At 73.3% G+C, this 25,283-nt stretch carries 23 protein-coding genes; 13 read left to right on the forward strand and 10 right to left on the reverse strand.

The window, feature by feature from the left end; all coding sequences use genetic code 11:
- Nucleotide 1: 1 nt before the first annotated feature.
- Nucleotides 2–1,357: an alpha-L-fucosidase gene (locus ACQEVC_RS43275; protein WP_432890040.1), complete on the forward strand. Its 1,356-nt coding sequence runs from the start codon at nucleotides 2–4 to the stop codon at nucleotides 1,355–1,357.
- A gap of 237 nt (nucleotides 1,358–1,594) precedes the next feature.
- Here ACQEVC_RS43275 and ACQEVC_RS43280 read toward each other — a convergent pair whose 3' ends face one another.
- Entirely contained in the window at nucleotides 1,595–2,893 is a 1,299-nt protein-coding gene (locus ACQEVC_RS43280; protein WP_432890042.1) for an ABC transporter substrate-binding protein, read from the reverse strand.
- Nucleotides 2,894–3,354: 461 nt separating this feature from the next.
- Here ACQEVC_RS43280 and ACQEVC_RS43285 point away from each other — a divergent pair, with 461 nt between their 5' ends.
- The gene (locus ACQEVC_RS43285; RefSeq protein WP_432890044.1) at nucleotides 3,355–6,318 is read left to right on the forward strand and encodes a M36 family metallopeptidase; all 2,964 of its coding nucleotides are present in this window, start codon (nucleotides 3,355–3,357) and stop codon (nucleotides 6,316–6,318) included.
- Nucleotides 6,319–6,385: 67 nt separating this feature from the next.
- Here the strand turns inward: ACQEVC_RS43285 and ACQEVC_RS43290 are convergent, their stop codons facing one another.
- The gene (locus tag ACQEVC_RS43290; protein WP_432890046.1) at nucleotides 6,386–7,330 is read right to left on the reverse strand and encodes a hypothetical protein; all 945 of its coding nucleotides are present in this window, start codon (nucleotides 7,328–7,330) and stop codon (nucleotides 6,386–6,388) included.
- A gap of 227 nt (nucleotides 7,331–7,557) precedes the next feature.
- On the opposite strand from ACQEVC_RS43290, the gene ACQEVC_RS43295 reads away from it, so the two are divergent.
- The 4 genes from ACQEVC_RS43295 to ACQEVC_RS43310 all read left to right on the forward strand — a co-directional run bounded on the left by ACQEVC_RS43295 (nucleotide 7,558) and on the right by ACQEVC_RS43310 (nucleotide 11,558).
- On the forward strand, nucleotides 7,558–8,250 hold the full coding sequence (locus tag ACQEVC_RS43295) for a class I SAM-dependent methyltransferase (protein ID WP_432890048.1): 693 nt from the start codon (nucleotides 7,558–7,560) through the stop codon (nucleotides 8,248–8,250).
- Between the two features lie 9 nt (nucleotides 8,251–8,259).
- Nucleotides 8,260–9,423, forward strand: coding sequence for a cytochrome P450 (locus ACQEVC_RS43300; protein ID WP_432890050.1), 1,164 nt, complete (start codon nucleotides 8,260–8,262; stop codon nucleotides 9,421–9,423).
- Between the two features lie 144 nt (nucleotides 9,424–9,567).
- Nucleotides 9,568–10,329: a DeoR/GlpR family DNA-binding transcription regulator gene (locus tag ACQEVC_RS43305; protein ID WP_432890052.1), complete on the forward strand. Its 762-nt coding sequence runs from the start codon at nucleotides 9,568–9,570 to the stop codon at nucleotides 10,327–10,329.
- Nucleotides 10,326–11,558: an MFS transporter gene (locus ACQEVC_RS43310; RefSeq protein WP_432890054.1), complete on the forward strand. Its 1,233-nt coding sequence runs from the start codon at nucleotides 10,326–10,328 to the stop codon at nucleotides 11,556–11,558. Before ACQEVC_RS43305 ends, ACQEVC_RS43310 begins: the two co-directional genes overlap by 4 nt.
- Here the strand turns inward: ACQEVC_RS43310 and ACQEVC_RS43315 are convergent.
- Nucleotides 11,511–12,050 (reverse strand): signal peptidase II, encoded by a 540-nt coding sequence (locus ACQEVC_RS43315; protein ID WP_432890056.1) that lies wholly within the window; start codon nucleotides 12,048–12,050, stop codon nucleotides 11,511–11,513. The genes ACQEVC_RS43310 and ACQEVC_RS43315 overlap by 48 nt on opposite strands.
- 233 nt (nucleotides 12,051–12,283) lie before the next feature.
- Between ACQEVC_RS43315 and ACQEVC_RS43320 the strand changes: the two genes are divergently transcribed.
- Together ACQEVC_RS43320 and ACQEVC_RS43325 are read left to right on the forward strand one after the other, a co-directional pair.
- Nucleotides 12,284–13,303 (forward strand): ABC transporter ATP-binding protein, encoded by a 1,020-nt coding sequence (locus ACQEVC_RS43320; protein WP_432890058.1) that lies wholly within the window; start codon nucleotides 12,284–12,286, stop codon nucleotides 13,301–13,303.
- Nucleotides 13,300–14,151 carry an ABC transporter permease gene (locus tag ACQEVC_RS43325; protein WP_432890060.1) on the forward strand — a complete coding sequence of 284 codons (852 nt, stop codon included), beginning with the start codon at nucleotides 13,300–13,302 and terminating at the stop codon, nucleotides 14,149–14,151. The genes ACQEVC_RS43320 and ACQEVC_RS43325 overlap by 4 nt, the downstream gene beginning before the upstream one ends.
- A 50-nt stretch (nucleotides 14,152–14,201) precedes the next feature.
- Here ACQEVC_RS43325 and ACQEVC_RS43330 read toward each other — a convergent pair whose 3' ends face one another.
- The 4 genes from ACQEVC_RS43330 to ACQEVC_RS43345 form a co-directional block, all read right to left on the reverse strand.
- The gene (locus ACQEVC_RS43330; RefSeq protein WP_432892038.1) at nucleotides 14,202–14,816 is read right to left on the reverse strand and encodes a response regulator; all 615 of its coding nucleotides are present in this window, start codon (nucleotides 14,814–14,816) and stop codon (nucleotides 14,202–14,204) included.
- A 104-nt stretch (nucleotides 14,817–14,920) separates the two neighbouring features.
- Nucleotides 14,921–16,549 carry a sensor histidine kinase gene (locus ACQEVC_RS43335; RefSeq protein ID WP_432890062.1) on the reverse strand — a complete coding sequence of 543 codons (1,629 nt, stop codon included), beginning with the start codon at nucleotides 16,547–16,549 and terminating at the stop codon, nucleotides 14,921–14,923.
- A gap of 86 nt (nucleotides 16,550–16,635) precedes the next feature.
- Complete coding sequence (gene bioD / locus ACQEVC_RS43340) at nucleotides 16,636–17,370, reverse strand: dethiobiotin synthase (protein WP_432890064.1); 735 nt, start codon at nucleotides 17,368–17,370, stop codon at nucleotides 16,636–16,638.
- Nucleotides 17,371–17,386: 16 nt separating this feature from the next.
- On the reverse strand, nucleotides 17,387–18,523 hold the full coding sequence (locus tag ACQEVC_RS43345; protein ID WP_432892041.1) for an 8-amino-7-oxononanoate synthase: 1,137 nt from the start codon (nucleotides 18,521–18,523) through the stop codon (nucleotides 17,387–17,389).
- Nucleotides 18,524–18,812: 289 nt separating this feature from the next.
- Here ACQEVC_RS43345 and bioB point away from each other — a divergent pair, with 289 nt between their 5' ends.
- From bioB to ACQEVC_RS43360, 3 genes are all read left to right on the forward strand, one after another.
- Entirely contained in the window at nucleotides 18,813–19,808 is a 996-nt protein-coding gene (gene bioB / locus ACQEVC_RS43350) for a biotin synthase BioB (protein ID WP_432890066.1), read from the forward strand.
- A gap of 2 nt (nucleotides 19,809–19,810) precedes the next feature.
- A complete protein-coding gene (locus tag ACQEVC_RS43355) occupies nucleotides 19,811–20,011 on the forward strand; it encodes a hypothetical protein (protein WP_432890068.1) in 201 nt (66 codons plus the stop codon).
- 207 nt (nucleotides 20,012–20,218) lie between these two features.
- The gene (locus tag ACQEVC_RS43360; RefSeq protein ID WP_432890070.1) at nucleotides 20,219–22,135 is read left to right on the forward strand and encodes a lectin; all 1,917 of its coding nucleotides are present in this window, start codon (nucleotides 20,219–20,221) and stop codon (nucleotides 22,133–22,135) included.
- 166 nt (nucleotides 22,136–22,301) lie between these two features.
- On the opposite strand, the gene ACQEVC_RS43365 is transcribed toward ACQEVC_RS43360, so the two are convergent.
- Nucleotides 22,302–23,201: a LysR family transcriptional regulator gene (locus tag ACQEVC_RS43365; RefSeq protein ID WP_432890072.1), complete on the reverse strand. Its 900-nt coding sequence runs from the start codon at nucleotides 23,199–23,201 to the stop codon at nucleotides 22,302–22,304.
- A 106-nt stretch (nucleotides 23,202–23,307) separates the two neighbouring features.
- On the opposite strand from ACQEVC_RS43365, the gene ACQEVC_RS43370 reads away from it, so the two are divergent.
- Nucleotides 23,308–23,847 (forward strand): hypothetical protein, encoded by a 540-nt coding sequence (locus ACQEVC_RS43370; protein ID WP_432890074.1) that lies wholly within the window; start codon nucleotides 23,308–23,310, stop codon nucleotides 23,845–23,847.
- Nucleotides 23,848–23,948: 101 nt separating this feature from the next.
- A complete protein-coding gene (locus tag ACQEVC_RS43375; protein WP_432890076.1) occupies nucleotides 23,949–24,386 on the forward strand; it encodes a VOC family protein in 438 nt (145 codons plus the stop codon).
- A 117-nt stretch (nucleotides 24,387–24,503) separates the two neighbouring features.
- On the opposite strand, the gene ACQEVC_RS43380 is transcribed toward ACQEVC_RS43375, so the two are convergent.
- Both ACQEVC_RS43380 and ACQEVC_RS43385 read right to left on the reverse strand, forming a co-directional pair.
- Nucleotides 24,504–24,647 carry a hypothetical protein gene (locus ACQEVC_RS43380; protein ID WP_432890078.1) on the reverse strand — a complete coding sequence of 48 codons (144 nt, stop codon included), beginning with the start codon at nucleotides 24,645–24,647 and terminating at the stop codon, nucleotides 24,504–24,506.
- Nucleotides 24,648–24,711: 64 nt separating this feature from the next.
- Nucleotides 24,712–25,110, reverse strand: coding sequence for an integrase (locus ACQEVC_RS43385; protein ID WP_432890080.1), 399 nt, complete (start codon nucleotides 25,108–25,110; stop codon nucleotides 24,712–24,714).
- Nucleotides 25,111–25,283 lie beyond the last annotated feature (173 nt).

Consider the following 25,283-nt stretch of genomic DNA (forward strand, 5'->3'; position numbering starts at 1 on the left):
CGTGCGCGGGGAGCGGGAGACCCCGGCCTGGTACCGGGACGCCAAGTTCGGCATCATGATCCACTGGGGCCTCTACTCCGTCCCGGCCTGGGCGCCGCTGGACGACGAGGTGGTACGGCTGCTCGGCGCCGGCCGGACCGGCCCGGACGAGTCCACCCCGGACGGCACCGCCGGCGCGGCGGAGCACTCGGACCCGCTGGCCCGGCACTCGTACGCGGAGTGGTACCAGAACACCTACCTGCTGGACGGGCCGACCCGGGCGTACCACCGGCGGGCGCACGGCGACCGCCCGTACGCCGACTTCCGCACCGAGTTGGTCGCGGCGGTCCGGGACTGGGATCCGGCGCCCTGGGCCGACCTCTGCGCGGCGGCCGGCGCCCGGTACGTCGTGCCGACCAGCAAGCACCACGACGGTTACCTGCTCTGGCCCTCCGCCCACCCCAACCCGCACCTGCCGCAGTGGCAGACCGGGCGGGACGTGGTCGGCGAGCTCGGCGCGGCGGTGCGGGACCGGGGGCTGCGCTACGGCCTCTACTACTCCGGCGGCCTGGACTGGACCTTCGGCAACCTGCCGATCCGCCGGATGGCCGACGTGGCGGCGAGCGTCCCCGACGCGCCGGGATACGCCCGGTACGTGGACGCGCACTGGCGTGAGCTGATCGACCGGTACCGGCCGAGCGTGCTCTGGAACGACATCGGATATCCGCCGGCCGGTGACCCCGACCGGCTGGTCGCGGAGTACTACGCGGCGGTACCGGACGGGGTGGTCAACGACCGCTTCTCCCGGGACGGTGCCGACGTGCGCACCCCGGAGTACGGGACCCGGTCGGAGATCGATCCGGCACCGTGGGAGACGGTCCGGGCCCTCGGGCTCTCGTTCGGCTGGAACCGGCAGGAGACGGCGGAGCACCTGCTCTCCGCGACCGAGGTGGTACGGCTGCTCGCCGACGTGGTGAGCAAGAACGGCAACCTGCTGCTCGGGATCACCCCGGACGACCGGGGCGTCGTGCCGGCCGCACAGCGGGCGGTGCTGCACGAGGTGGGCCGCTGGCTGGCCGACCACGGCGAGGCGATCTACGGCACCCGCCCGTGCGAGGTGCCGGCGGCGGTCACCAGTGCCGGGGTACCGGTCCGGTTCACCCGGCGCGACGACGTCCGCTACCTCATCGTGCTCGGCGACCCGGGCCCCGAATTCGGGGTACCCGGGCTGTCGTTGCCGCCCGGGGCCCGGCTCCGGGTGGTCGGCCCGGCGGCGGCGCAGCCCCGGGTTCGCCCCGGCCCGGACGGCCCGGTGCTGACGGTCGGCCCGCTGCCGCCGGCCCCGGCGCACGTGTTCGCGGTCTCGCCCGGCCGCTGAGCAGCGCGGCGGACGACTCGCGGTGTGCGGCGTGATGCCGGAGACGCCCGGGCGGCCGGCCGGATGGCCGGGTCGGCCGCCCGGGTAACCGGGACTCGGCCGCCGCGCGGGGCCGGCCCGGCGGAACCCGCCCCACGACCCTGGAACCGACGGACCGAAACGGCATCGTACGGTGCACCGGCAACGAAGGAGCCCCCGTCCGTACGGACAGGGGCTCCCCGGCGTCGCGCCGGTGACTCAGCCGAGTTGGCTCTTGGCCTCGTCGATGACCCGCTTGGCACCCTCGGCGACCGGGATCCGGCCGAAGATGACCTCGTCGTAGATCCGCTGGAACTCGGCCTTGACCGCGCCGCCGCCCTTGGGCTGCGGCGGCGGGGTGGGCAGCAGCTTGTCGACGACGGACCGCTCGAACTCGTAGACCAGCTTGTCGTTCGGGGCCAGGGTCGGGGCGATCGCGTCCCGCACCTTGGCGTTCGCCGGCATGCCCCGGGAGACCGCCAGCACCTTGCCCGCCTCGACGTCGTTGACCAGGAAGTCGACCAGCATGGTCGCCTCCTTCGGGTGCTCGCTGCGCTGCGCGACGCTGTAGGCCATCGACATCGCCGCGATCATCCCCCGCTTCGGGGTGTCGCTCGGCATCGGCGCGATGGCCAGCGGCGCGCCGTACGCGCTGACCATGCCGGTGAAGCCGGAGTCGTAGTTGACCTCGGCGGTGACGCCCTTCTTGATCAGCGAGGAGTTGGTGATCGAGCCGTCGAGCTGGGTGGTCAGCGCCGGGGGCGCCAGCGCGCCGACCGCGCGCATCTGGCCGGTCATGGTCCAGAACTCGGTCAGCTCCGCCTCGGTGAAGCCGAGCTTGCCGTCGTCGGTGTAGATGGCCTTGTCCCGCTGGCGCAGCCAGATGTCGAACCAGTCGATGGCGAAGCCGAAGTCGCCGAAGCCGGCCACCTTGCCGCCGCTGGACTGGCTCAGCTTCTGCCCGGCGGCCTGCATGTCGGCCCAGCTCCACTCGGGGGTCGGCGCGGCCACGCCGGCCTTCTGCCAGAGCGCCGGGTCGTAGACGACGCCCTGGGTGTTCTGCGCGATCGGCACCGCGTACGTCGCGTCGCCGACCTTGCCGGCCGGAAGCAGCGTCTGGGTGATGTCCCCGACCTTCAGGGTGCCGTCCTCGATGTACTCGGTGAGGTCGCGCAGCGCGTTGCGGTCGGCGTACTCCCGCAGGTAGGCGCGGTCCATCTGCACCACGTCCGGCGCGTCGCCACCGGCGATCTGGGTGGAGAGCTTCTGGAAGTACGCGTCGAAGGCGCCGAACGAGGTGTTCACCTTGATGTTCGGGTACTTCTTCTCGAACAGGTCGATGGCCTGCTCGGTCACCTTGGCCCGGTCTTCGTTGCCCCACCAGGTGAAGTCGAGGGTGACCGGGCCGTCCGAGGCGTCGTCACCACCGCCACAGGCGGCCAGCGGCAGGACGAGCAGGGCCGCCGCGGCGAGGGTTGCGGCCCTCACGGCTCGGCGGGCCCGTCGGGTGTGCACCATGGACATTCTCCTTCCCGAGGGCGACGACGGCCGGTGGGTGCGGACGTCGGGGCAGGAAACCGCTTGCCTGAGCGGGCGCAGGGATGCCTGGGCGGGCAGCGGCGGGATCCTCCCTCGACGTCGGGCCGGGTCGCGGGGGCGGTAATTGACGGTGGCAGGTCGTGCGGTACGGCAATGAAACGATCCAACAGAACCGGACGCTAGGTGTGACGCGGGCCGCTTGTCAAGAGACGCGGTCGCGACGAAGACCGGCCGGACCTGCGAGAACGCCGGAAAACCGATCGGCCCGGTCGAACCGTTATACGAACGGGACCTATCCCCGTGGCCGGTACCCGACCGATCCTTGCTTCCCCCGGCACCGGCTGATATCCACGTATCTACACGCGCTCATGATCCAACTCCCCCACCCGTAAGCCGACCTGACCGGTCGGCTTCGTCGTATCTCGTCCAAGGAGGACGCCTTGCCACATACCCGGTGGAGATCAACGATCTGGACCGGTCGGCGCGGGCTGCCCGCGCTGATGGCGGCCGTGCTGGCCGCCGCCCTGCTGCCCGGCGCCACCAGCGCCAACGCGGCACCCGCCGGCGACCCCGGCGCTGCGGTCCAGCCGGGGGAGCACCCGGAGTCGTACGGGGGCAGCCACGCCCACCGGGACGTGGACAACCGGGCCGGCTCGGCCGCCCCGAACGCCCGGCAGCGCGGCCTGGCCCACCAGGTCGCCGGTGAGGTCCGGTGGAACGCGCTCGGCACCCCGCACGCGCTGACCGCCACCGACGGCCCGCTCGCCACCGGGCTGGACGCCGACCCGGAGACCGCCGCGCGGCAGTACCTGGCCCGCAACAGCGAGCTGTTCGGCCTGGACGCCGCGGCCGTGGCCAGCCTGGAGAGGCTGCTGGTCCGGCAGATCGGCGCCGGTGCCGTGGTGACCCTGCGGCAGCGCTTCGGCGACCTGCCGGCCGGCTACGACGGACTGGTCAGCATCGCCGTCACCGGCGGCACAGTGATCAACGTCAGCTCCTCGCTCTCCCGGAACACCGGAACTCCCCAGCCGGTCACCGTCACCGCCGACCAGGCGTACGCGGTGGCGCTGGCCGACGCCGGGCTGACCGCCGACGAGGTGGCCAGCCGGGACATCCGGCAGGTCGCCGTGCCGGTGCCGGACGCCGCGCCCCGGGCCGCCTGGGAGGTCACCCTGATCTCCGACCGGACCGACCACCCGACCGCGTTCACCACCTTCGTCGACGGTGAGCGCAGCACCGTGCTGGTCCGCGAGGACCTGGTCGACTTCGACTCGGAGAACCCGAAGTGGGCCGTCTTCCCGGCCACCCCGCCGAGCCGGACCAAGCCGGGCCGGGACTCCCGGGTGCTCTGGTGCCTGACCGTCACGCGCGGCTGCGAGCGCCCGGTCCGGGACCCGAACAGCGGGCAGGCCTGGGACGTCGACCTGGCCACCGGGCAGCCGACCCTCACCTCACGGGGCAACTCGGCCAACACCGTCGTCTCCTGGGGCGGCGGCACCCCCGCCGTACCGGCGACCGAGAGCCCGGCCCGGAACTACGTCTACCCGTTCACCGACCCGTGGAAGACCTCCCGGTGCAACCCGGCGGTCTTCGCCGCCGAGCACGACAACGACGCGAACGCGGCGATCGCGAACCTCTTCGCCATGCACAACCGGATGCACGACTGGACCTACCGGCTCGGCTTCGACGAGGCGGCCTGGAACCTCCAGGCGGTCAACCTCACCGCCGACGGCCTCGGCGGCGACGCCGAGCAGGGCCGGGCCCAGCAGGGTGCGCTCAGCGGCAACCGGAACAACGCCAACCAGAGCACCCCGCGCGACGGCCTCCCGCCGAGCACCAACATGTACCTGTGGCAGCCCGCCGCCGGTGGCCCGTACCCGCCCTGCGGGGACGGCGACTACGACATGACGGTGATCGGGCACGAGTACATGCACGCGGTCACCAACCGGATGATCGGCGGGCCGAACAGCGGCATCAGCGGCCACCAGGGCGGCGCCATGGGCGAGTCCTGGAGCGACCTGATGGCCGCCGAGTACCTCTTCCAGCACAACCTGCGGGCCCCGGGCGAGACGCCGTTCATCATCGGCGGCTACGTCACCGGCAACACCGTCAGCGGCATCCGGAACTACGACCTCAGCCGCAGCCCGCTGAACTACTCCGACGTCGGCTACAACACCGCCGGTCCGGCCGTGCACGCCGACGGCGAGATCTGGGGCGCGACCAACTACCGGGTCCGGTCCGCGCTGGTCCGGCGGTACGGCCAGGGCACGCCGTCGAAGCAGCTCGACTGCGCCCTCGGCCGGGTCGCGGTGCAGAAGTGCCCGGGCAACCGGCGCTGGAGCCAGCTCGTCTTCGACTCGTACCTGCTCCAGGCGGCCAGCTCGGTCAGCATGCTGGACATGCGGGACAACATGCTCGCCGCGGACCAGCTCCGGTTCGGCGGGGCCAACCAGGACATCATCTGGGACGCCTTCGCCGTCTCCGGGATGGGCCGGGACGCCGCCACCAACGGCGCCGCCGACACCGACCCGACGCCGAGCTTCGCCTCGCCGCACGCCCGCAACGTCACCGTGCGGCTCAAGGCCGACGGCGAGAGCCGGGACGCGCCGATCCGGCTCTACCTCGGCGCGTACGAGGCCCGGGCCGTCCCGGTCGCCGACACCGACCCGGCCACCCCGCTGCCGGACACCTTCGAGGTGATCGCGGACACGAAATTCTCGTTCGTGGCGGTCGCCCCGGGCTTCGGGCACACCCGGTTCAGCCGGGAGTTCGAGCCCGGCCGGGGCCGGCACGGCGACAAGCCGGTCACCCTGGAGCTGGAGCTGAACCGCAACCTCGCCTCGGCCGCCTCCGGCGCGACCGTGGCCGGGGACGGGGTCAACACCGACAAGCTCGTCGACGACACCGAGGCGACCAACTGGGCCTCCCTGGACGGGGTGGCCGGCAAGCAGGTCACCGTCGACCTCGCCGGTGACCGGCCGCAGACCGTACGCCGGGTGAACGTCAGTGCCTACCTGCGGCCGACGAACGCCGCCGACCCGGCCGACCCGCGCAGCCAGAACGCCCTCTCGGCGCTGCGCTCCTTCGCCGTACTGGCCTGCGACGCCACCCGGGTCGACTGCACGGTGGACGCCAACTACCGGAAGGTGTACACCAGCCGGTCGGACGCGTTCCCGGGCGGGAAGTACCGGGCGTACTCGCGGGACGTCAACCTGCGCTCGTTCGACATCCCGCGCACGGTCGCCACGCACCTGCGGATCCAGGTGCTGCACAGCCAGTGCACCGGTGGTCCGGAGTATGCCGGTGAGCAGGACGACGACCCGGCGGCCAGCACCGACTGCACGACCGCCAGCCCGGCCCGCAGTCACGTCCGGATCGCCGAGTTCCAGGCGTTCGGCAGGTAACTGACCGAAGCGGCCCCGTCCGATCGCGGTCAGGATCGGGCGGGGCCGCTGCGCGTGCGGGTGCGGATCACCAGTCGGGATAGTGCCGGGCGGCACCGCCGCGCCGGCGTACCGCCCCCGGGCGGCCGTGTCGGGCGGCGGGCTGGTGGGCCCGGCGCGCCGGGGCGGGCGCCGCCTCCGCGAACCGGCTGCGGAAGCGCAGCCGGAGCAGCAGGCCGGCGCCGAGGAAGAGCAGCAGGGCACCGACCGCGAAGCCGACCCCGGTCAGCCCGGTACCGCCCCGACCGGCGGTGGCACTGGCCTCGCCGCCGCCCGAGCCGCCCTCGTCCGACCCGGCGGCCCCGTCCGGCCCCTCGGCGAGTACCGGTGAGTCGCCCTCCACCGACTCGGTCGGCTCCGGTTCGACCGGCTCGGTCGGACTCGGCGCCGCCTCGGTCGGGGTGGCCCGGGCCCGCTCCGGTGTGTTCGGTGCCGGCGCACGCCGCGGCGGCGCTCCGCTCCGCTCGCTGATCACCTCGCGGGTGGCGCTGCGCCGGTCGAGCAGCCGGGACTGGGCGTCGAACGCCTCCACCGTCAGCTCGATCCGGCCGTCCGTCACCGCGTCGTCGACGGCCAGCCGGTACTGGGCGGTGACCGTCCGGTCCCGGCACAGCGTGCCGGGGTCCAGGTCCCGGTCGGTGAGCCTGGCCGCGCCACCCTCGCCCCGGACGTCCATCGGGACCACCCCGGTCTCCTCGATCCGGTCGATCCCGATCTGGTCGAGCCGCAGGCCGTCCGCCCTCAGCACCAGTGACCAGCGGACCTTGCGGCACTCGCCGTCCAGGGTGGTGGAGATCACCGCGGTGATCGTCTCGGCCCCGGCACCGGCGACGAACCGGCCCGGTAGCCGGGTCAGCGCGGTGTCGAAGCCGGGAGCCGCCCCGGCCGGAGCGGACGGCAGCATCGCCCAGCCCGTCGCCGCGCACACCAGCGTGGACCCGAGCCGGGTCGCGAGCCGCCACACCGTCACCACCACCCATCCGCGCCGATTGCGTACTCAATGGACGCTATGGGCATTGCTGGATGCGCGGAAGACTGGGGTATCAGCACCATTCAGCAATGAAGAGGGCGATTTTGACGCGGAGTACTGAACCGGTTACCACTGTGCGGCGACACGCCCGGGTGCGGGAACCGGGCCGGACGGCGGGATGCCGGGGGCGGACGGTGTCGCCGGCGGGCTGACCGGCACAATCGGCGGTTGTGTCCGAGAACCCGGCCGAGTTCGTCCGAAGGTACGCCCAGCTGACCCCGGTGTCGGCGGTACCGGAGATCCGGCTGCACCAGGCGGCCGAGCCGATCGGCCTCTGGGAGCTGACCGAGGGCGAGTTCCGCAGCGAGCAGCCGCCGCCGTTCTGGGCCTTCGCCTGGGCCGGCGGCCAGGCGCTGGCCCGCTTCCTGCTCGACCATCCGGAGACGGTCGCCGGCCAACGGGTGCTGGACCTGGCGTCCGGCTCCGGACTGGTGGCGATCGCCGCCGCCCGGGCCGGCGCCGCGCAGGTCCGGGCCGTCGACATCGACCGGATGGCGGTGGCCGCCGTCGAGGCCAACGCCGAGGCCAACGGAGTGGCGGTGGCCGGTGAACTCGGCGACATCCTGGACGCCGACGCGGACGGCGCCCAGGTGGTGCTGGCCGGCGACGTCTTCTACAGCCAGGCGATGGCGAACCGGGTGCTCCGGTTCCTGATCCGGGCGGCCCGGGCCGGCGCCCGGGTGCTGGTCGGCGATCCGGAGCGGGCGTACCTGCCGAGGGGGCGGTTCCAGCCGCTGGCCGGCTACGACATCCCGGTCACGGTCGCCCTGGAGAGCGTCCGGGTCAAGCACAGCCGGGTCTGGGAACTGACGAAGGTCACCCCGGCGACCGGCGGCCCCGGCCACCGAGCCGGTACTGGTTAGCGTGATCAGGTGCTGTTCCGTAGTTGGCAGGAGCCGGCCGAGCGGTCGTGGCCGGACGTGGTCGCCGTGCCGGACCATGTCGGGGTCGAACACCTGGTGGTGACCAGACACGCGCTGGTCCGCCAGGTGCTCGCCGATCCCGGGACGTTCCGTCCGGACAACGCCCTGGACGCGATGACCCCGATCCCGGTCGGTGCGCTCCGGATCCTCGCCCGGCACGGCTTCCGGCTGCCCGCCACCCTGGCCAACAACGGCGGGCCGAGCCATCCACAGATCCGGGGCATCGTGGCCGAGGCGCTGCATCCGCACCGGGTCGCCGCTCAGCGGCCGTGGCTGACCGCCGTCGTGCGGGAGCGGGTCGGCCGGCTCGGCGCCGCGCTCGACGCCGGTGAACCCGTCGACCTGTACGCGGACCTCGCCGCCGACCTGCCGCTGCTGGTACTGGCCCGGCTGGTCGACCTGCCGGAGGCGCCGGCCGAGGTGGTCAAGGAGTTCACCCGGGCCGCCCTGGAACTGTTCTGGGCCCCGGTCGACCTGCCGCGACAGCGGGTACTGGCCGACGTGGTGGGCCGGTTCCACGCCGTACTGCGGGAGTTCGCCGCCACCGGCGCCGGCCTGGCCGCCGAACTGCGTGCCGCCGGGCATCCGCCGGATGCCGTCATCGGGGCACTGTTCTTCCTGCTGGTCGCCGGTCAGGAGACCACCTCGCAGTTCCTTACCCTGCTGCTGCACCGGCTCACCGGCACCCCGGAGGTGGTCGCCGGAGTGCGTGCCGGCACGGTGGACGTCGAGGACGTGGTCGAGGAGGCGCTGCGGCTGGAGCCGCCGATCGTCACCTGGCGCCGGGTCGCCGCCCGGGACACCGAGCTGGCCGGCACCCCCGTACCCGAGGGGGCCAGCCTGGTGCTCTGGCTGGCCCGCGCCGGCCGCGATCCGGCGGTGGTCGCCGCTCCGGAGGCGTTCGTGCCCGGGCAGCGCGGCTCGCGGCGGCACCTGGCGTTCGGGGCCGGGGCGCACCGCTGCGTCGGCGCCCAGCTCTCCCGCCTGGAGGCGGCGGTGGTGGTCGCCGAGACCGCCCCGCTGCTGGCCGGCGTGACCGTACTCCGGGCGCCGTGGTGTCCGGACAACCTCTCGTTCCGGATGCCGGACGCGCTGGTCGTCGCGCGCTCCTGACCCGCTGACGGGTCCCCCGACGTCGACCCGACCCGACCCGACCCGACCATCATCGCGCCTGCTGGGAGACGGTCGGGCTGAGACTCGCCTCACTCGAACAAAAAATTTTGCGATTCAAACAGATTTGCTGTTTTACTCGAACACATGTCTGCGCAGGAACGGCACCAGGCGATCGTCGAGACGCTGCTGACCTCCGGCCGGGTGACGGTCGCCGAGCTGAGCGCCCGGACCGGCGTCTCGGAGATGACCATCCGCCGCGACCTGGAACTGCTCGAACGGGAGGGACTGCTCCAGCGGGTGCACGGCGGCGCGGTCAGCACCGTCTCGGGCAGCTACGAGCCGCCGTTCGCGGTACGGGTCCGGCAGCACGCCGACGCCAAGGCCCGGATCGGTGCCGCCGCCGCCGAGCTGATCGGCGGCAACGAGACCGTGGTGGTCGACGCCGGCACGACCGCGCTGGCCACCGCCCGGGCACTGCGCGGGCGCCGGCAACTCACCGTGTGCGCGCTGAGCGTCCCGGCCAGCACCGAACTCGCCGACGAGCCCGGGATCCGGCTGATCGCCGCCGGTGGCGACGTCCGGGCCGGGGAACACTGCTTCGTCGGGCCGCTCGCCGAGCGGATTTTCGAGGAGCTGCGGTTCGACACCTTCGTGCTCTCCGTCGGTGGTGCCGACCCGGAAACCGGACTGACCGACTTCAACCTGGACGACGTACGCGTCAAACGCGCCGCCATCGGCGCCTCCCGCCGCCGGGTGGTGGTGGCCGACTCGACCAAGCTCGGCCGGGCCACCTTCGCCCGGATCGGGCCGGTGCAGCTCGCCGACGTCCTCGTCACCGACGAGCGCGCCGACCCGGAACAGGTGGCGGCGCTGCGCGACGCCGGCCTCACGGTGGTGCTGGCATGAGCACGCCGACCCGACGCCCCGGGCCACCCCGGCTACGCCGGCTGGCGGTGCTCGGCGCGGTCACCGCCTTCGCGATGATCGGTCTGCAACAGGCGCTGTACGGTCCGGCCATCCCGCAGTTACGCCAGGCGCACGGGATCACCGCCGCCGGGGCGGCGGCCGCGCTCAGCGTGCATTTCGCAGGTGCGATCATCGGCGTACTGGCGATGCCCCTGGCCCGCCGGTTCGGGGTACCGGACGGGCGCTTCCTGGCCTGGTCGCTGCTCGGGGTCGCGGCGGGCGCCCTGGCGTTCCCACTCGCCCCGGACTGGCCCTCCGCGCTGGTCGCCGCCTTCGTCGCGGGCGTCGGTTTCGGCGGGCTGGACGGCGGCGTCAACCAGGTCTTCACCGAGGTGTACGCCGAGCGGGGCCACGGCATGCTCAACCTGCTGCACGGCTGTTTCGGTGCCGGCGCGGTCGCCGGGCCGATCGCCGTCGGGCTGCTGCCCGGATACGGCTGGTCGTTCGCCGGCTGCGCCCTGCTCGCCCTCCTCGCCCTGCCGGCCCTGCGTACCCTGTCCGGCCCCGCCCGGCCCGCCGACCAGACCCGCCGCGCCGCCGGCCCGGTCACCCCCACCGCCCGGGGTGGCCCACGACGGCGGGCGTTCCCGGTCGGCACCGCGCTGTCGCTGGGGTTCCTGCTCTTCTTCGTGCTGCACGTCGGGCTGGAGACCGGCGCGGCGGGTTGGGAAACCACCCACCTGATCGCGACCGGCTGGCCGGCGGCAGCGGCGGCGACCGCCACCTCGGGGTTCTGGCTGGCCTTCACCGCCGCACGCTTCGCGGTGGTACCGCTCTGCCGCCGCTACTCGGCCCGGGCCATCGTCTTCGCCTGCACCGGCCTGACCGTGCTGGCCGCGACGGCCACCCTGGTCGACCCGCTCGCGCCGCTCGGCTACGGACTGCTCGGGGCCGCGGTCGGACCGCTCTTCCCCACCGGACTGGCCTGGCTGGCCGAGCACCGCCCCGGGCTGACCCCGACCGTGGTCGCGGTGTCGATGGCCGGCGGCATCGCCCTGCCCCCGGCGATCGGGCTGGCGGTCAACGCGTTCGGTCCGGCGGTGATCGCCTGGGCGATGGTGCTGCTGGCCGGTGCCGGGCTCGGCACCGTGCTCGGCCTGGCCCGGCTCCGCCCGGCCGGGTCACGCCCGGTCGCGCCGGCCGTCGATGTCGATCCCGCGCAGGTATAGCAGGACGATCAGCGCGCCGCCGAGCACCAGGCAGATGTCGGCGACGTTCCCGACGAAGAAGCCGGCGTAGTCGATGAAGTCGACGACGTGGCCCCGAGCGAACCCGGGCGCGCGGAAGAGCCGGTCCAGCAGGTGGGTCGTGGCGCCGCCCAGCACCAGGCCGAGGGCGAGCGCCCAGGCCCGGTTGCGGACCTTCCAGGCGGCCCGGGTGATCGCGACCACCGCGACGGCGGCGATGATGGTGAAGATCCAGGTGACGCCGGTGCCGATCGAGAACGCCGCGCCCGGGTTGTAGAGCAGCCGCAGGCTGAGCAGGTCGCCGAGGACCGGTACGACGCCGCCGTCGGAGAGCGCCGCCACGGCCAGGTATTTCGTGATCTGGTCCACCAGCACGATCACGACGGCCAGGGTGAGCACCCGGGGGTACCACCGGACGGAGCCGGCCACCCGGTCCGCTCCGGGCATCGAGGAATCCGCCTCGACCTGCTGCATGACTGAGGACCTCCAGCACCGACGGCTGCCCGGACGGCACCCAGCCTACGTCGCCGCCCTCGATGCACCCGTCCGAGGCAGACTCCAGGGCGCCCCGACCGGTGGCCCGGCGCGGAGCACCGGCCGGCATTCCTGACGAAAGTCGGCCCCGCCGACCCTCGATCGTCCGCTGTGTGACCGCCGTCCGGATTCCTACCGTCGCTGTCTGGCCGCTACGAGCACCGGAAGGATCCATGATCACGTTAACCGAACTGACCAAGCGCTTCGGCGCCACCACGGCGGTCGACCGGCTCTCCCTGTCGATCACGCCGGGCCGGGTCACCGGCTTCCTCGGGCCGAACGGCGCCGGGAAGTCCAGCACGATCCGGATGATCCTCGGCCTGGACCGGCCCGACTCGGGTACCGCGCTGGTCGGCGGCCGGCCGTACCGGAGTTTCCGGCATCCGCTCCGGGAGGTCGGCGCGCTGCTCGACGCCCGGGCGGTGCATCCCGGCCGGACCGCCCGGGCCCACCTGACCGCGATGGCCCGGAGCAACGGCATTCCGGTACGCCGGGTGGACGAGGTACTCGGCACCGTCGGCCTGACCGAGGTGGCCGGGAAGCGGGCCGGCACCCTCTCGCTCGGCATGGGCCAGCGGCTGGGCATCGCCGGCGCGCTGCTCGGCGACCCGGGTGTGCTGATCTTCGACGAACCGGTGAACGGGCTGGACCCGGACGGGGTGCGGTGGATCCGCGAGCTGATGCGGTCGCTCGCCGCGCAGGGACGTACGGTCTTCGTCTCCAGCCACCTGATGAGCGAGGTGCAGCTCACCGCCGACCAGCTCGTGGTGATCGGCCGGGGCCGGCTGCTCGCCGACGCGCCCATCGCCGAGGTGATCGCCGGCAGCTCGCCGGCCGCCGTCCGGGTGGTCAGCCCCGAACCGGCCGCACTGGCCCGGCTCCGGGACGGGCTGGTCGGCCGGCACGCCACCGTCGAACGGATCGGTGACGACGAACTGCTGGTCACCGGGAGCACCGTCGGCCAGGTCGGTGACCTGGCCCACGATCTCGGGGTACGGCTGCACGGGCTGAACACCCGGGAGGCCTCCCTCGAACAGGCCTATCTCGAACTCACCGACGGCAACCTGGAGTTCGCCGCCCCGCCACCGGCCACCACCCTCGACGCCCGGATCGGCTCCCCCGGCGACCGGGTCGGCGGCTCCCACGGCTCCGGCGGCCGGTCCCGGGCATCCGAGCGGAAAGAGGCACGATGAGCAGCACCCTCCCGCACCCGAACGGCACTCTCCCGCACACCGCCCGCCGGGCCGCCGGCCGGTCCGCCGACCGCCCGCCGTCCGGCGGTGGACTTCCGGGCGCGATCGCCAGCGAGTGGACGAAACTCTGGTCGGTGCGCTCGGTCTGGTGGTGTCTGCTCTCCAGCGTGCTGCTGATGGCCGCCACCGCCGGGCAACTCGCGATCTACGTCGCGAACGGCAACACCGACGACGAGCCGGCGAACGACCGGGGCGTGCTGGCGGTCGGGCGGATCGCGGTCGACGCCGTCGAGCTGACCCAGTTCGCGGTGATCGCACTCGCCCTGCTCGTCATCACCAGCGAGTACAGCAGCGGGACGATCCGTACCACCCTGCAGTGGATCCCGTCCCGGGCCCGGCTGCTGCTGGCCAAGAGCGCCGTGGTCGCCGCGGTCACCTTCGGCACCGGCCTGCTGCTCGGCGGGCTCGGTGCCGCCGTCGCCGCCCCGGTGCTCGGCGAGTGGGGCCGGTTCGAGCTGGGCGAGACCGTCGGGTACGCGCTCGGGCTGGCCGGGTACCTGGCGCTGATCGGGCTGTTCACCCTCGGTCTCGGCGCCGCACTGCGCAGCGCGGTCGGCACCCTGGTCACGGTCTTCCTGCTGCTGGCGATCGTGCCGGCCACGCTGCGGCTGCCCGACCTCGGGCCGCTCAACGCGATCGCCGACGCGCTGCCCGGCAGCGCCGGCCTGCACTTCCTGCGCGGGGAGAGCGACCCCTACCCGGCGGCGGCCGGCCTGTTGATCGTCGCCGGTTGGGCGGTCGCGGCCCTGCTGGCCGGGCTCGCCGTACTGCGCCGGCGGGACGCCTGAGCCCGGGGCGGGGCGCTCCCTGGCCGGGGAGGGCCCCGCCCCGTACGGGCTCAGGCCGTCAGGCCCGCCTCGTACGCGATGATCGCCGCCTGCACCCGGTTGCGTACCCCGAGCCGGGTGAAGATGCTGCTCAGATAGCTCTTCACCGTCCCCTCGACCAGGAAGAGCCGCTGGCCGATCTCGGCGTTGGAGAGCCCGGCACCGACCAGCGCCAGTACCTCCCGTTCCCGCTCGGTCAGCCCCTCGATCCGCTCCCGGGCGGCCGGTGCCCGGGCCAGCAGCCCGCCGCCGAGTTCGATGACCCGCCGCGCCACCTCCGGCGACAGGTACGCCGCACCGTCGGCCACCGCCCGTACCCCGGCGATCAGCTCCCGAGGGTCGCCGGACTTGAGCAGGAATCCGCTCATCCCCTCGCCGAGCGCCCGGGCGATGTAGTCGTCCTCGCCGAACGTGGTCAGCATGACCACCGCGGTCTCCGGTACCAGCCGGCGGATCTCCGCTCCGGCGGCCAACCCGTCGAGCCGGGGCATCCGGATATCCAGCAGCGCCACCCGGGGCCGATGGGCCCGGACCAGCTCGATCGCGTCGCGCCCGTCGGCGGCCTCGGCCACCACCTCGATCTCCGGGTCGGCGGCGAGGATCGCCCGGACACCGGCTCTGATCATCGCCTCGTCGTCGGCCAGCAGGACGGGGATCACGTGTACTCCTCAACTCGGTGACGGCCGGCGGGGCGGTGGGGCACGGCGCCGGCGGGACGCGGGTTGGCGGGTCAACCGCCGAGGCGGTCCTTGACCACCAGCCGCCCGTGCAGGAAGCAGACCTGGTAGACCGCCTGCCCGAACGGGAAGGCGCCGTCGGAGTAGAACTCGCAGGTGGCACCGCTGGGTACCGCCCGGTCGGCGGCGCCGGACGGCGCGACGACCTGCCGGTCCGGCAGCAGGTCGCGCAGCTCGGCCCGGTCCTGCCCCATCCGGAGCTGCTCGTAGCGGTCGGAGTCCAGCACCGCGCCGAAGGTGGCGATCGGGTAGTAGGCGACGACCAGCAGGGCGCCGATCGCGACCGGGACGGTGACCGCGGCCAGCAGGCTGCGCCGGACCCGCTGCCGGGCCGAACGCAGCCGGTGCGCGGTGGCCGCCCCGACCGGTGGCGCGGCGACGTCCGGCACCGGGTATCCCGGCTCGGCCGGTTCGGTGTGTCCGGTCTCCGCTCGCGGTGCGGCCGGCAGGTCGGCGTACACCTCGAAGCCGCCGCCGTCCGGGCCGGCCCGCAGGGTGCCGCCGGCCAGGCGTACCCGCTCGCGGAGCCCGACCAGGCCGGACCCGGCGCCCCGGACCCCGGGCAGCGGTCCGGCCGGTGGCCGCTCGTTGCCGACCCGCACCGAGATCCGGTCGGCGTCGCGGCGCACCGCCACCGTCACGGCGGCCCCGGGCGCGTGCCGGGTCGCGTTGGTCAGCGCCTCCTGCACCACCGAGCAGACCGCCCGCTCCACCATCGGCGGCCCGGCGGCACCCGGGGAATCCCCCTCGACCAGCAGCCGTACCGCCATCCCGGCGGCCCGGGCCCGCGCGACGAGGTCGTCGACCCGCTCCCCCGGCGGCCGGGTCGGCGCCGGCTCGGCGTCGTCCCGCAGCACCCCGATGACCTGGCGGAGCCGGTCGGTGGCCAGCGCCACGCTGGCCCGCAGCTCACCGGCGGCCCGCCGGTGATGCTCGTCCAGGTCCGCCGCCACCTCCAGGGCGCCCGCGCGCAGCGCGATCAGGCTCAGGTCGTGGCCGAGCGAGTCGTGCATGTCCTGGGCGATCCGGGCCCGCTCCCGCATCCGGATCCGCTCGGCGGCGCCGCGCTGCTCCCGCTCCAGCAGGTCGGCCTGCTCCCAGCCGGCCAGCACCAGGGCCCGGTGCTGCCGGTGGTAGCGGCCGACCAGCCACGGGAAGACCCCGCCGACCAGCAGCGTGCTGGCGAGCAGGAACCAGACCTCGGCGTCGGTGCCGAGCACGCCGAGGTTGAGGACCGTGCCGCCGAGCCCGATCCCGGCGAAGACCAGCGCGGCCGGGCCGGAGCGACACTCGCGCAGCCCGACGAGATAGCTCAGCACCGGGATCCCGAACATGAAGTTGCCGTCCCCGGCGGTCGGCAGCACCACCAGCAGCAGCCCGAGCAGCGGCGCCCGCCGGCTGGCCAGCACCGCCAGCCCGGTCACCAGCAGGGAACCGGCCAGCCGGCCGGGAAACCAGGACGAGTAGGGCGGGGTGAGCAGCGCCGTCGCGATCGGCGCCGAGATCACGACCCAGAGCGCCAGGTCGAGGAGGCGGTCGCGCGGGCCCGGCGGCCCGACCGGCGCGGCCCGGCTGCCGGCCGGCAGGCGCCACCACCGTACGTCGCGGAGCCTGGCGATCACCCGGCCAGGCTACAAGCCACGCCACCGGCCGGTTACTGCCGAAAGTCAGGAATCGCCGGATCGGCGGCGGGGCAGCCGTGGCCCGGTCAACTGACCTCTTCGGCCCAGGCCCGCCAGTCGTCGAGTACGCCGTACAGCGCCGGGGTGAGCCAGCCCGGCGCGGAGCGGCGGAACACCCCCGGCTCGAGCGTGCCGGCCCCGTCCGGCAGCGCGCCGACCATGTTCGGGACCAGTTCCCGCAGGTTGGCCCAGTGCACCAGCTCGGGCTCGGCCGGCCAGGCGCCGAGCACCACGCCGCAGGGCACCGCCCGCCGGTCCAGCGCCTCCAGGGTGAGCGCGGTGTGGTTCAGCGTGCCGAGCCCGGCCCGGGTGACCACCACCGCCGGGGCACCGATCGACACCGCCAGGTCGGCGAGCGTCCACGGCTCGCCGGACGGGCGCAACCCCATCGGGACCAGCAGCCCGCCCGCCCCCTCGACCAGCACCAGGTCGTGCTTGTCCGCGTCGGCCCTGATCTCGTCCGCCACGGCGTACAGCTCCAGCGGCTCGGCCTGGGCGACCCGGGCCGCCGCGAGCGGTGCCAGCGGGTCGGGATAGCTGACCAGGGTGCGCGCGGTCATCGGCGCGGCCAGCCGGTTCACCGTGTCGACGTCCGGTTCCGCCCCGGTCGCCGTACCGGTCTGGCCGGGCTTGATGACCGCGACCCGCAGGCCGGCGGCCTGGGCCGCGGCGGTGACGGCCGCGGTGACCACCGTCTTGCCCACGTCGGTGTCGGTGCCGGTGACCAGGATCGGCCCCCGCCACGCCACGCCGCTCACCATCCACCTCCGGTCGCGGTCACGGGGCACACTCCACGATCACCTCGATGGCACGGTCGAAGTCGGCACGGTCGATGCCGACGTTGATGGTCAGCCGCAGCCGGGAGCGGGTGTCCGGGGTCGACGGCGGCCGGAAGCAGCCGACCGCGACGCCCCGGTCCCGGCAGTCGGCCGCCCAGGCCACCGCGGTCTCCGGGCCGGGCGCGGTCACCGAGACCACCGCGGCGGCCGGTGCGGAAACCTCCAGCCCGGCCGCACCGAGCCGGCGGGTCACCGCGACGGCTCGGTCGGCCAGCTCGGTCCGAAGCGCGTCGCCGGCCCGGGCCAGCCCGGCCGCGGCGAGCACCCCGGCGACCACGGCCGGCGGCGGCGCGGTGTCGTAGATGAAGGTGCGACCGGTGTCGATCAGGTGCCGGACCAGTTCGGCCGGCCCGGCCACCACCCCGCCGGCTCCGCCGAGCGACTTGGAGAGGGTCGCCGTCACCACCACGTCGGGCTCGCCGGCCAGTCCGGCGCCGGCCACCGCACCCGCCCCGGCCGGACCGAGTACGCCGAGCGCGTGCGCGTCGTCGACCAGCAGCAGCGCGCCGTACCGGCGGGCCACCGTGTGCAGCTCGGCGAGGGGCGCGAGGTCGCCGTCGACCGAGAAGACCGACTCGGTGACCACCACCGCCGGCCGGCCCGGTGCTCCGGCCAGGGCGGCCTCGACGGCGCCGAGGTCCAGGTGCGGGGTGACCCGGGTCTCCGCACCGGAGAGCCGGCAGCCGTCGATCAGCGAGGCGTGGTTGTGCGCGTCGGAGACCAACAGGGTGCGGGGCTGGACCAGGGCCCGGACCGCGCCGAGGTTGGCGAGGTAGCCGGAGGAGTAGACCAGGGCCCGGCCGGCGCCGAGCCAGTCGGCGAGGTAGGACTCGAGCGTCTGGTGTGCCTCGGTGGAGCCGCGTACCAGTCGGGAGCCGGTGGCGCCCAGGCCGTACCCGGTGAGCGCCTCGGCCGCGGCGGCGACCACCGCCGGATGCCGGGACAGTCCGAGGTAGTCGTTGCCGGCGAGGTCGACCACGTCCTCGGCGGCGCTCCTCGGCCGCAGCCGCCGGGTGAGCCCGGCCTTGGCGCGCAGCCGCGCCCGCCGGTCCAGAGTCTCCAGCCAGCTCGGCACCGCCACCCCCACACTGGTCCGCGTCCGCCCCCGGGCGCTGTCGGAAACCCGATCGCCGCATGTTGCGCGGCTCCGGCCCGCCCGGGGCGGCTCGCACCGGGCCGGGCTCGGCGGGCCCGCGGCGCCGGCTGGCGCGACGGCCCCGACCGGCGAAAATACCATCCGTCGCGGGTCCGCGGCGGCCCGCCGGGCCGGCCGATCCACCACCGGCGGGTCGGCGGCGGGGCGTCCGGGCAGGTCGGCCGGGTGGGACCACATCGACGGACGGCCCGCTTGTAGGGTACGACCCATGCCAGAAATCCTCGACCGGGCGCGTACCCAGGTGCTCGACGGTGGTGTCGGCCTCGACGAGGCAGGTGTGCTCGCCGTGCTGCGGCTGCCCGACGAGCACCTCTCGGCCGCGCTCCAGCTCGCGCACGAGGTACGGATGCGCTGGTGCGGTCCGGAGGTCGAGGTCGAGGGGATCGTCTCGCTGAAGACCGGCGGCTGCCCGGAGGACTGCCACTTCTGCTCGCAGTCCGGACTGTTCGCCTCGCCGGTCCGGTCGGTCTGGCTGGACATCCCGTCCCTGGTCGAGGCGGCGAGGCAGACCGCCGCCACCGGGGCCACCGAGTTCTGCATCGTCGCGGCCGTCCGCGGCCCGGACGAGCGGCTGATGAAGCAGATGCGCGAGGGCGTCGCCGCGATCCGGGCCGAGGTGGACATCCAGGTCGCCGCCTCGCTCGGGATGCTGACCCAGGCCCAGGTCGACGAACTCGTCGAGATGGGTGTGCACCGCTACAACCACAACCTGGAGACCTGCCGCTCCTTCTTCCCCAACGTGGTGAGCACGCACTCCTGGGAGGAGCGCTGGGAGACGCTGCGGATGGTCCGGGCCTCCGGCATGGAGGTCTGCTGCGGCGGCATCCTGGGGCTGGGCGAAACCGTCGAGCAGCGTGCCGAGTTCGCGGCGCAACTCGCCGAGCTGGACCCGCACGAGGTACCGCTGAACTTCCTCAACCCCCGCCCGGGCACCCCGCTGGGCGACCAGCCGGTGGTGGCGCCGCGTGACGCGCTGCGGGCCATCGCCGCGTTCCGGCTGGCGATGCCGCGGACCATCCTCCGGTACGCGGGTGGTCGCGAGATCACCCTCGGCGACCTCGGCACCCGGGACGGACTGCTCGGCGGGATCAACGCGGTGATCGTCGGCAACTACCTGACCACGCTGGGCCGACCGGCCGGCGAGGACCTGGCGCTGCTGGACGAGCTGAAGATGCCGGTCAAGGCGCTGTCGGCGACGCTGTGACGATGTCGACGGAGACGGCCAACTGGTGCGACCGGTGCGGCGAGGCCGCCGCCACCGGCGACCACGACGCCTGCCGGGCCGCCCGCGCGCTGGAGCCGCCGCGCTACTGCGCCTCCTGCCGGCGCCGGATGAAGGTCCAGGTGCTGCCGTCGGGCTGGTCGGCGGTCTGCGTCGAGCACGGTACCCACACCGCCAGCCGCTGACGCACGCCGTCGTCGTCGTCGTCGTCGAGGCATCCTGCCGGCCGCTGACGCACGCCGTCGCCCGTTGACACGGTGGCACTCCCCTGCCGGAATCCCTCCCGGCCGGCGCGGCCCGCATTGACACTCTTTATTAAAGAGTGTTACCTATTTAATGCCGGCCGGCCGCTGACACCCCTGGATACCCGTCCACGGAGGGGAGACCCCCGCATGTCCTCCGCAGGTACGGCGGCCACCAGCCGCCGCACGCCCCCACCCCGCCGTCCCGCTGCCGCGCTGCTGGCGCTCTGCCTCGCCGCCGTCGGCACGGTCGCCGGACCGGCCCCGGCGTACGCGGCCAACGAGCCGGTGAACATCTGGCTGACCACCACCTCCGACTCCGGCGGCCGGACCGTCACCCGTGGCCTGCAACCGCAGACGCCGATCACCTTCGCCGCCACCAGTCCCGGCGCCACGCACACCGTCACCGTCGACGAGAACACCCGTTACCAGCAGTTCGAAGGTGGCGGCGCCTCCATCACCGACACCACCGCGTACCTGTTCCGGGGCGGGCCGATCAGCGCGGCGACCCGGGACGCGGTGATGCGCCGGCTGTTCCACCCCACCGACGGGATCGGGCTCTCCTTCGTCCGCAACCCGATCGGCGCCTCCGACCTGTCCCGGCCCGGCCACGTCTCGCTGGACGACACCTGCTGCGACCTGTCCGACTTCGGCGCCAACGGCTACGACACCAACGTCCGGCTGCTGACCGCGCAGGCGAAGCAGCTCAACACGGCGCTGCGGGTCAAGGGCGTGCCGTGGAGCGCGCCCGGCTGGATGAAGGACAACGGCCGGATGGACCAGATGGGCTGGCTGAAGTGGGAGTACTACCCGCTCTACGCCCAGTACTTCGTGAAGTACGTCCAGTCGTACCAGGCCGCCGGGATCGGCGTGGACTACGTCTCGGTGCAGAACGAGCCGAACTGCTGCCAGGCGGCCAACCCGCCCGCGATGAACTACCCGGGGATGAGCTGGAACTCCGCCGGCCTGCTGGAGTTCACCAAGAACCACCTGCTGCCGGCCTTCCGGGCCGCCGGCATCACCACCAAGGTGATGATCCACGACTGGAACTACGGCGACTGGGGCCAGATCGGCAGCGGGATCGTCTCCGACGCCGCGCTGCGCAACGACCCGCTCTTCGCCGGCATCGCCTGGCACGGCTACGCCGGCAGCCCGAGCGTCGGCTCCCAGGTGCACGCCCAGTACCCGTCGGTGCGCCAGTTCAGCACCGAGCACTCCGGCGGTACCTGGATCGGCAACCAGCACAACGAGGACCTGGCCGACATCGTCAACTACACCCGGAACTGGAGCGGCAGCGTGGTCAAGTGGAGCCTCGCGCTGAACCAGAGCATGGGCCCGCACAACGGCGGCTGTGACGTCTGCACCGGGCTGGTCACCGTGCAGGAGGGCGGCCCGCGCGCCGGCCAGGTGGACAACACCATCGAGTACTACACCACCGGGCACCTGACCAAGTTCGTCAAGCCGGGGGCGTACCGGATCGACTCGACCGCGAACGGCACCGTGCCGAACGTCGCCTGGCTCAACCCGGACGGCTCCAAGGCGCTGATCGCGCACAACGGCGGCACCGGCAGCCAGTCGCTCCGGGTGGTCTGGGGCGGACAGTCCTTCACCTACACCCTGCCGGCCCGGACCACCGCGACCTTCACCTGGTCCGGCACCCAGTCCGGCGGCGGTGGCGGCGGCCGGACCGGCCAGATCGTCGGGCTCGCCGGCAAGTGCCTGGACGTGGCCGGCGCGAACAGCGCGGACGGCACCGCCGTGCAGCTCTACGACTGCAACGGCAGCGCCGCCCAGCAGTGGACGCTGGGCACCGACGGCACGGTGCGGGCGCTCGGCAAGTGCCTCGACGTCCGGGACAACTCGACCGCGAACGGTGCCCGGGCGCAGATCTGGGCCTGCACCGGCGCGGCGAACCAGCGCTGGACCGCCACCGCCGGCCGGGACCTGACCAGCGCCAGCGCCAACAAGTGCCTGGACGTCCTGGACAACAGTTCCGCGAACGGTACGCCGACCCAGCTCTGGACCTGCACCGGCGCCGCCAACCAGAAGTGGACCGTACCGGCCTGACCGGCCGAGGAACGCCATCGATCCGCCCGACGAGGCCCGGTAGGAGTTCTCCTGCCGGGCCTCCTGAGCTGGGATTCGACCGTTTCGGTCTGGGTGCTCGGTCGGCGGATGTCGGGACCTGGTTGGCGGATTCGGTGGATCTTGCGTTCTTCTTTGATGATCGTTGTTAGGACCCCTCGTCGGGTGGTGCTGGCTCCCCGGGGCGGGTCTGCTGGACGGCGTGGTGCAGCGCGGTGATGAAGGCTGTGGTGGCGGGGGGATCCGGTGGGTCGCCGTAGGTGGCGAGGTAGACGCGTCGGCGGAAGTCGGGCAGCGGGGTGGCTTTGATTCCGGGTGCCCGGTGGGTGCGTAAGGCCAGGCCGGGCATGGTGGTTACGCCCATGCCGGCGGCGACGAGGGCCTGTTCGACGATCACGTCGTCGCTGGTGTAGACGACGTGCGGGGTGAAGCCGGCCCGCTCGCATGCGTCGACGAATTCGCGGCGGCAGTATTCGCAGCCGGCGATCCAGGCCGAGTCTCGGTGGTCCGGCAGTGTCTGGCCGGGTTCGAGGCTGAGCAGGTACATCGGGTCGTCGAACAGGTGCGTGACGCGGATGTCGTCCGGTGTGGTGTCGTCGTAGCGGAAGATGACGGCGGCGTCGACCTGCCCGTCACGCAGCAGGTTCAGTGCCACCTGCGGATGGGCGTCGGCCAGGTGCAGTTCGATGCCGGGGTGGTCGCGGCGCAGGGTGGCGGCGGCGTGCGGTACCAGGGCGGCGAGTGCCGATTGGAAGCCGGCGACCCGGACCCGGCCGGTCCGCAGGCCCACCATCGCGGACAGTTCCGCGGCAGCGGTGTCGACCCGTCCGACGATCTCCGCGGCGCGGCGGGCCAGGTGCTCACCCTCCGGCGTGAGTCGGATGCCTCGCCCGACTCGCTGGACGAGCTGGGCGCCGGTCTCGGCTTCCAGCCGGGCCAGATGGTGGCTGACCGCTGGCTGGGAGTACTTCAGGTGCTTGGCGGCCTTGGTGACCGAGCCGTGTGCGGCGACAGCCGCGAGGATGCGTAGCCGCACGATGTCCAGCATTCATCCATGGTAGTTATGGGTAGCCGCAGAAGTTGGCATTGGACGAATGAGTCTTGCTTGGTAGACGCTGAACGGGACGACCCCGCTGGCGAACGAGGAGGACGACATGGCGGGCACGGTTCTCCAGCACGTGATCACGCCCCCGGCCGGCCTCATCGCCGGCCCCACCGACGATCTCATCGCCGCGGTGCGCCACGTGATCGGCATGCGGGCCGACTGGGCGCGGACCGCGGAACTGGTCGCCGATCAGCTCCGCGCGTACCTGCCCGGTCCCGACATCCTGACTCCCGAGCAGCAGCACGGTGCCCCCGACCGACCGGCCGGTCACGTGCTGCACGCCGAGCCGGACGGCACGTTCTCCATCCTCGGCCTGGTCTGGCGACCTGGTCAGAGCACCAGGATTCACGACCACATCACCTGGTGCGTCGTGGGTGTCCTGCAGGGCGCCGAGCACGAAGACCGCTATGACGACGAACTCAACCTCATCGGCACCAGGGAGAACCACGTGGGCGAAGTCAGCGGCTTCGCCCCGCCGGGTGACATCCACCGGATCCGCAACACCGGCACCCGCACCGCCATCAGCCTGCACATCTACGGCACCGACATCACCCGGACCGGGTCCAGCGCCCGCCGCTACTACAACTAACCCGCAACCCGCCAGCAGGTCCTGGAACTCAGCACGTCCGCGGGTGTCGTACGGGACACCAGCGGCCATGACCTGCCGCGTGACGAAGAAGGAGAACCACCATGATCAAGCGGATGGACAACGTCCTCATCGTTGTCGACGACCTTGCGGCGGCGATTGCGTTCTTCGTCGAACTCGGTATGGAGCTGGAGGGCGAGGCAACAGTCGAGGGTGAATCGGTGGACCAGCTCGTCGGGCTGGACGGCGTCCGAGCGGACATCGCCGTCGTGCGGACCCCGGACGGCCACGGCCGGGTCGAGCTGACGAAGTTCCACAGCCCGACGGCGATCAGCGCCGAGCCGAAGGACGCACCGGCGAACACGCTGGGCATCCGGCGCATCATGTTCGCCGTCGACGACATCGAGGACGTCGTTGCCCGCCTGCGCACCCACGGCGCCGAACTCGTCGGCGAGCTGGTCCAGTACGAGGACAGCTACCGGCTCTGTAACGTCCGTGGCCCGGAGGGCATCATCGTCGCCCTGGCCGAGCAGCTCAGCTAACGATCCGTCCGGACGACAGGCGACAGGAGGCAAGACCGCGCAACCGCACGAGATCGCCGAGGTGCTGAACCGACCGATCAGCCAGGAACTGTTGGCCCGCGACGTGACCCGCCTGGCCTACGTCGCCAGGGACGGCACGCCCCGCAACGTGCCGATCATATTCACCTGGAACGGCTCGGAGATCGTCATGTGCACTCCGACGAACGCCCCGAAGCTCCCGGCCCTGCGCAACAACCCGGCGGTTGCCCTGACGATCGACACCGAGGTGCACCCGTCCAAGTTCCGGCTGCGGGCGCTGCCGCTGACCCCTCTTCCCGGGTCCGGACTACTCCGACCCGCCGGGCGCGGGGCGCTCGGCGAGCAGCAGCAGGTCGGTGACGACGAACCCGGGCAGCGGCAGCGCCTCGGCGTGCCCCGCGCCGGTCAGCACGAAGGTGCCGCCGGTCTCGTCCGGCTGCCAGCCGTGCCGGAGGGCGTGCTCGATCACCGCCCGGACGTGCTTCGGCTCCGGGTACGCGCCGTCGGTCACCGCGGGATCGCCCCAGGTCGAACGCGGCGCCGTGGAGAGCAGGTCCACCTGGAGGGCGCGGCTGTTCTTGCCGGCACCCCAGACGCGTACCCGGATGCACCGGCGCAGTCCCTGCCCGGTCCGGACGTGGTCGATCCGGGCCGTCCAGGTGAACTGCCGGTCGTGGGCGTAGAGCCGGCGCAGTCTGGACCTCACGGAGGCGTGCATCCTTCCCGATTTTGTGCCATCGCGGCGCGGCTACCGCCCCGGCGGTGTCCCGGTCCGCTTCACTTGCCGAGAGTACGGCGGCGAAGGCCCCCGGACAGGTCCGCGCCGGCGCCGGTCGGGACCGGCGGGTCTGCGAAGCTGCGGGGCAGACCCGCCGGTGC

The sequence above is a fragment of the Plantactinospora sp. CA-294935 genome, assembly GCF_050936445.1.
Lineage (GTDB): Bacteria > Actinomycetota > Actinomycetes > Mycobacteriales > Micromonosporaceae > Plantactinospora.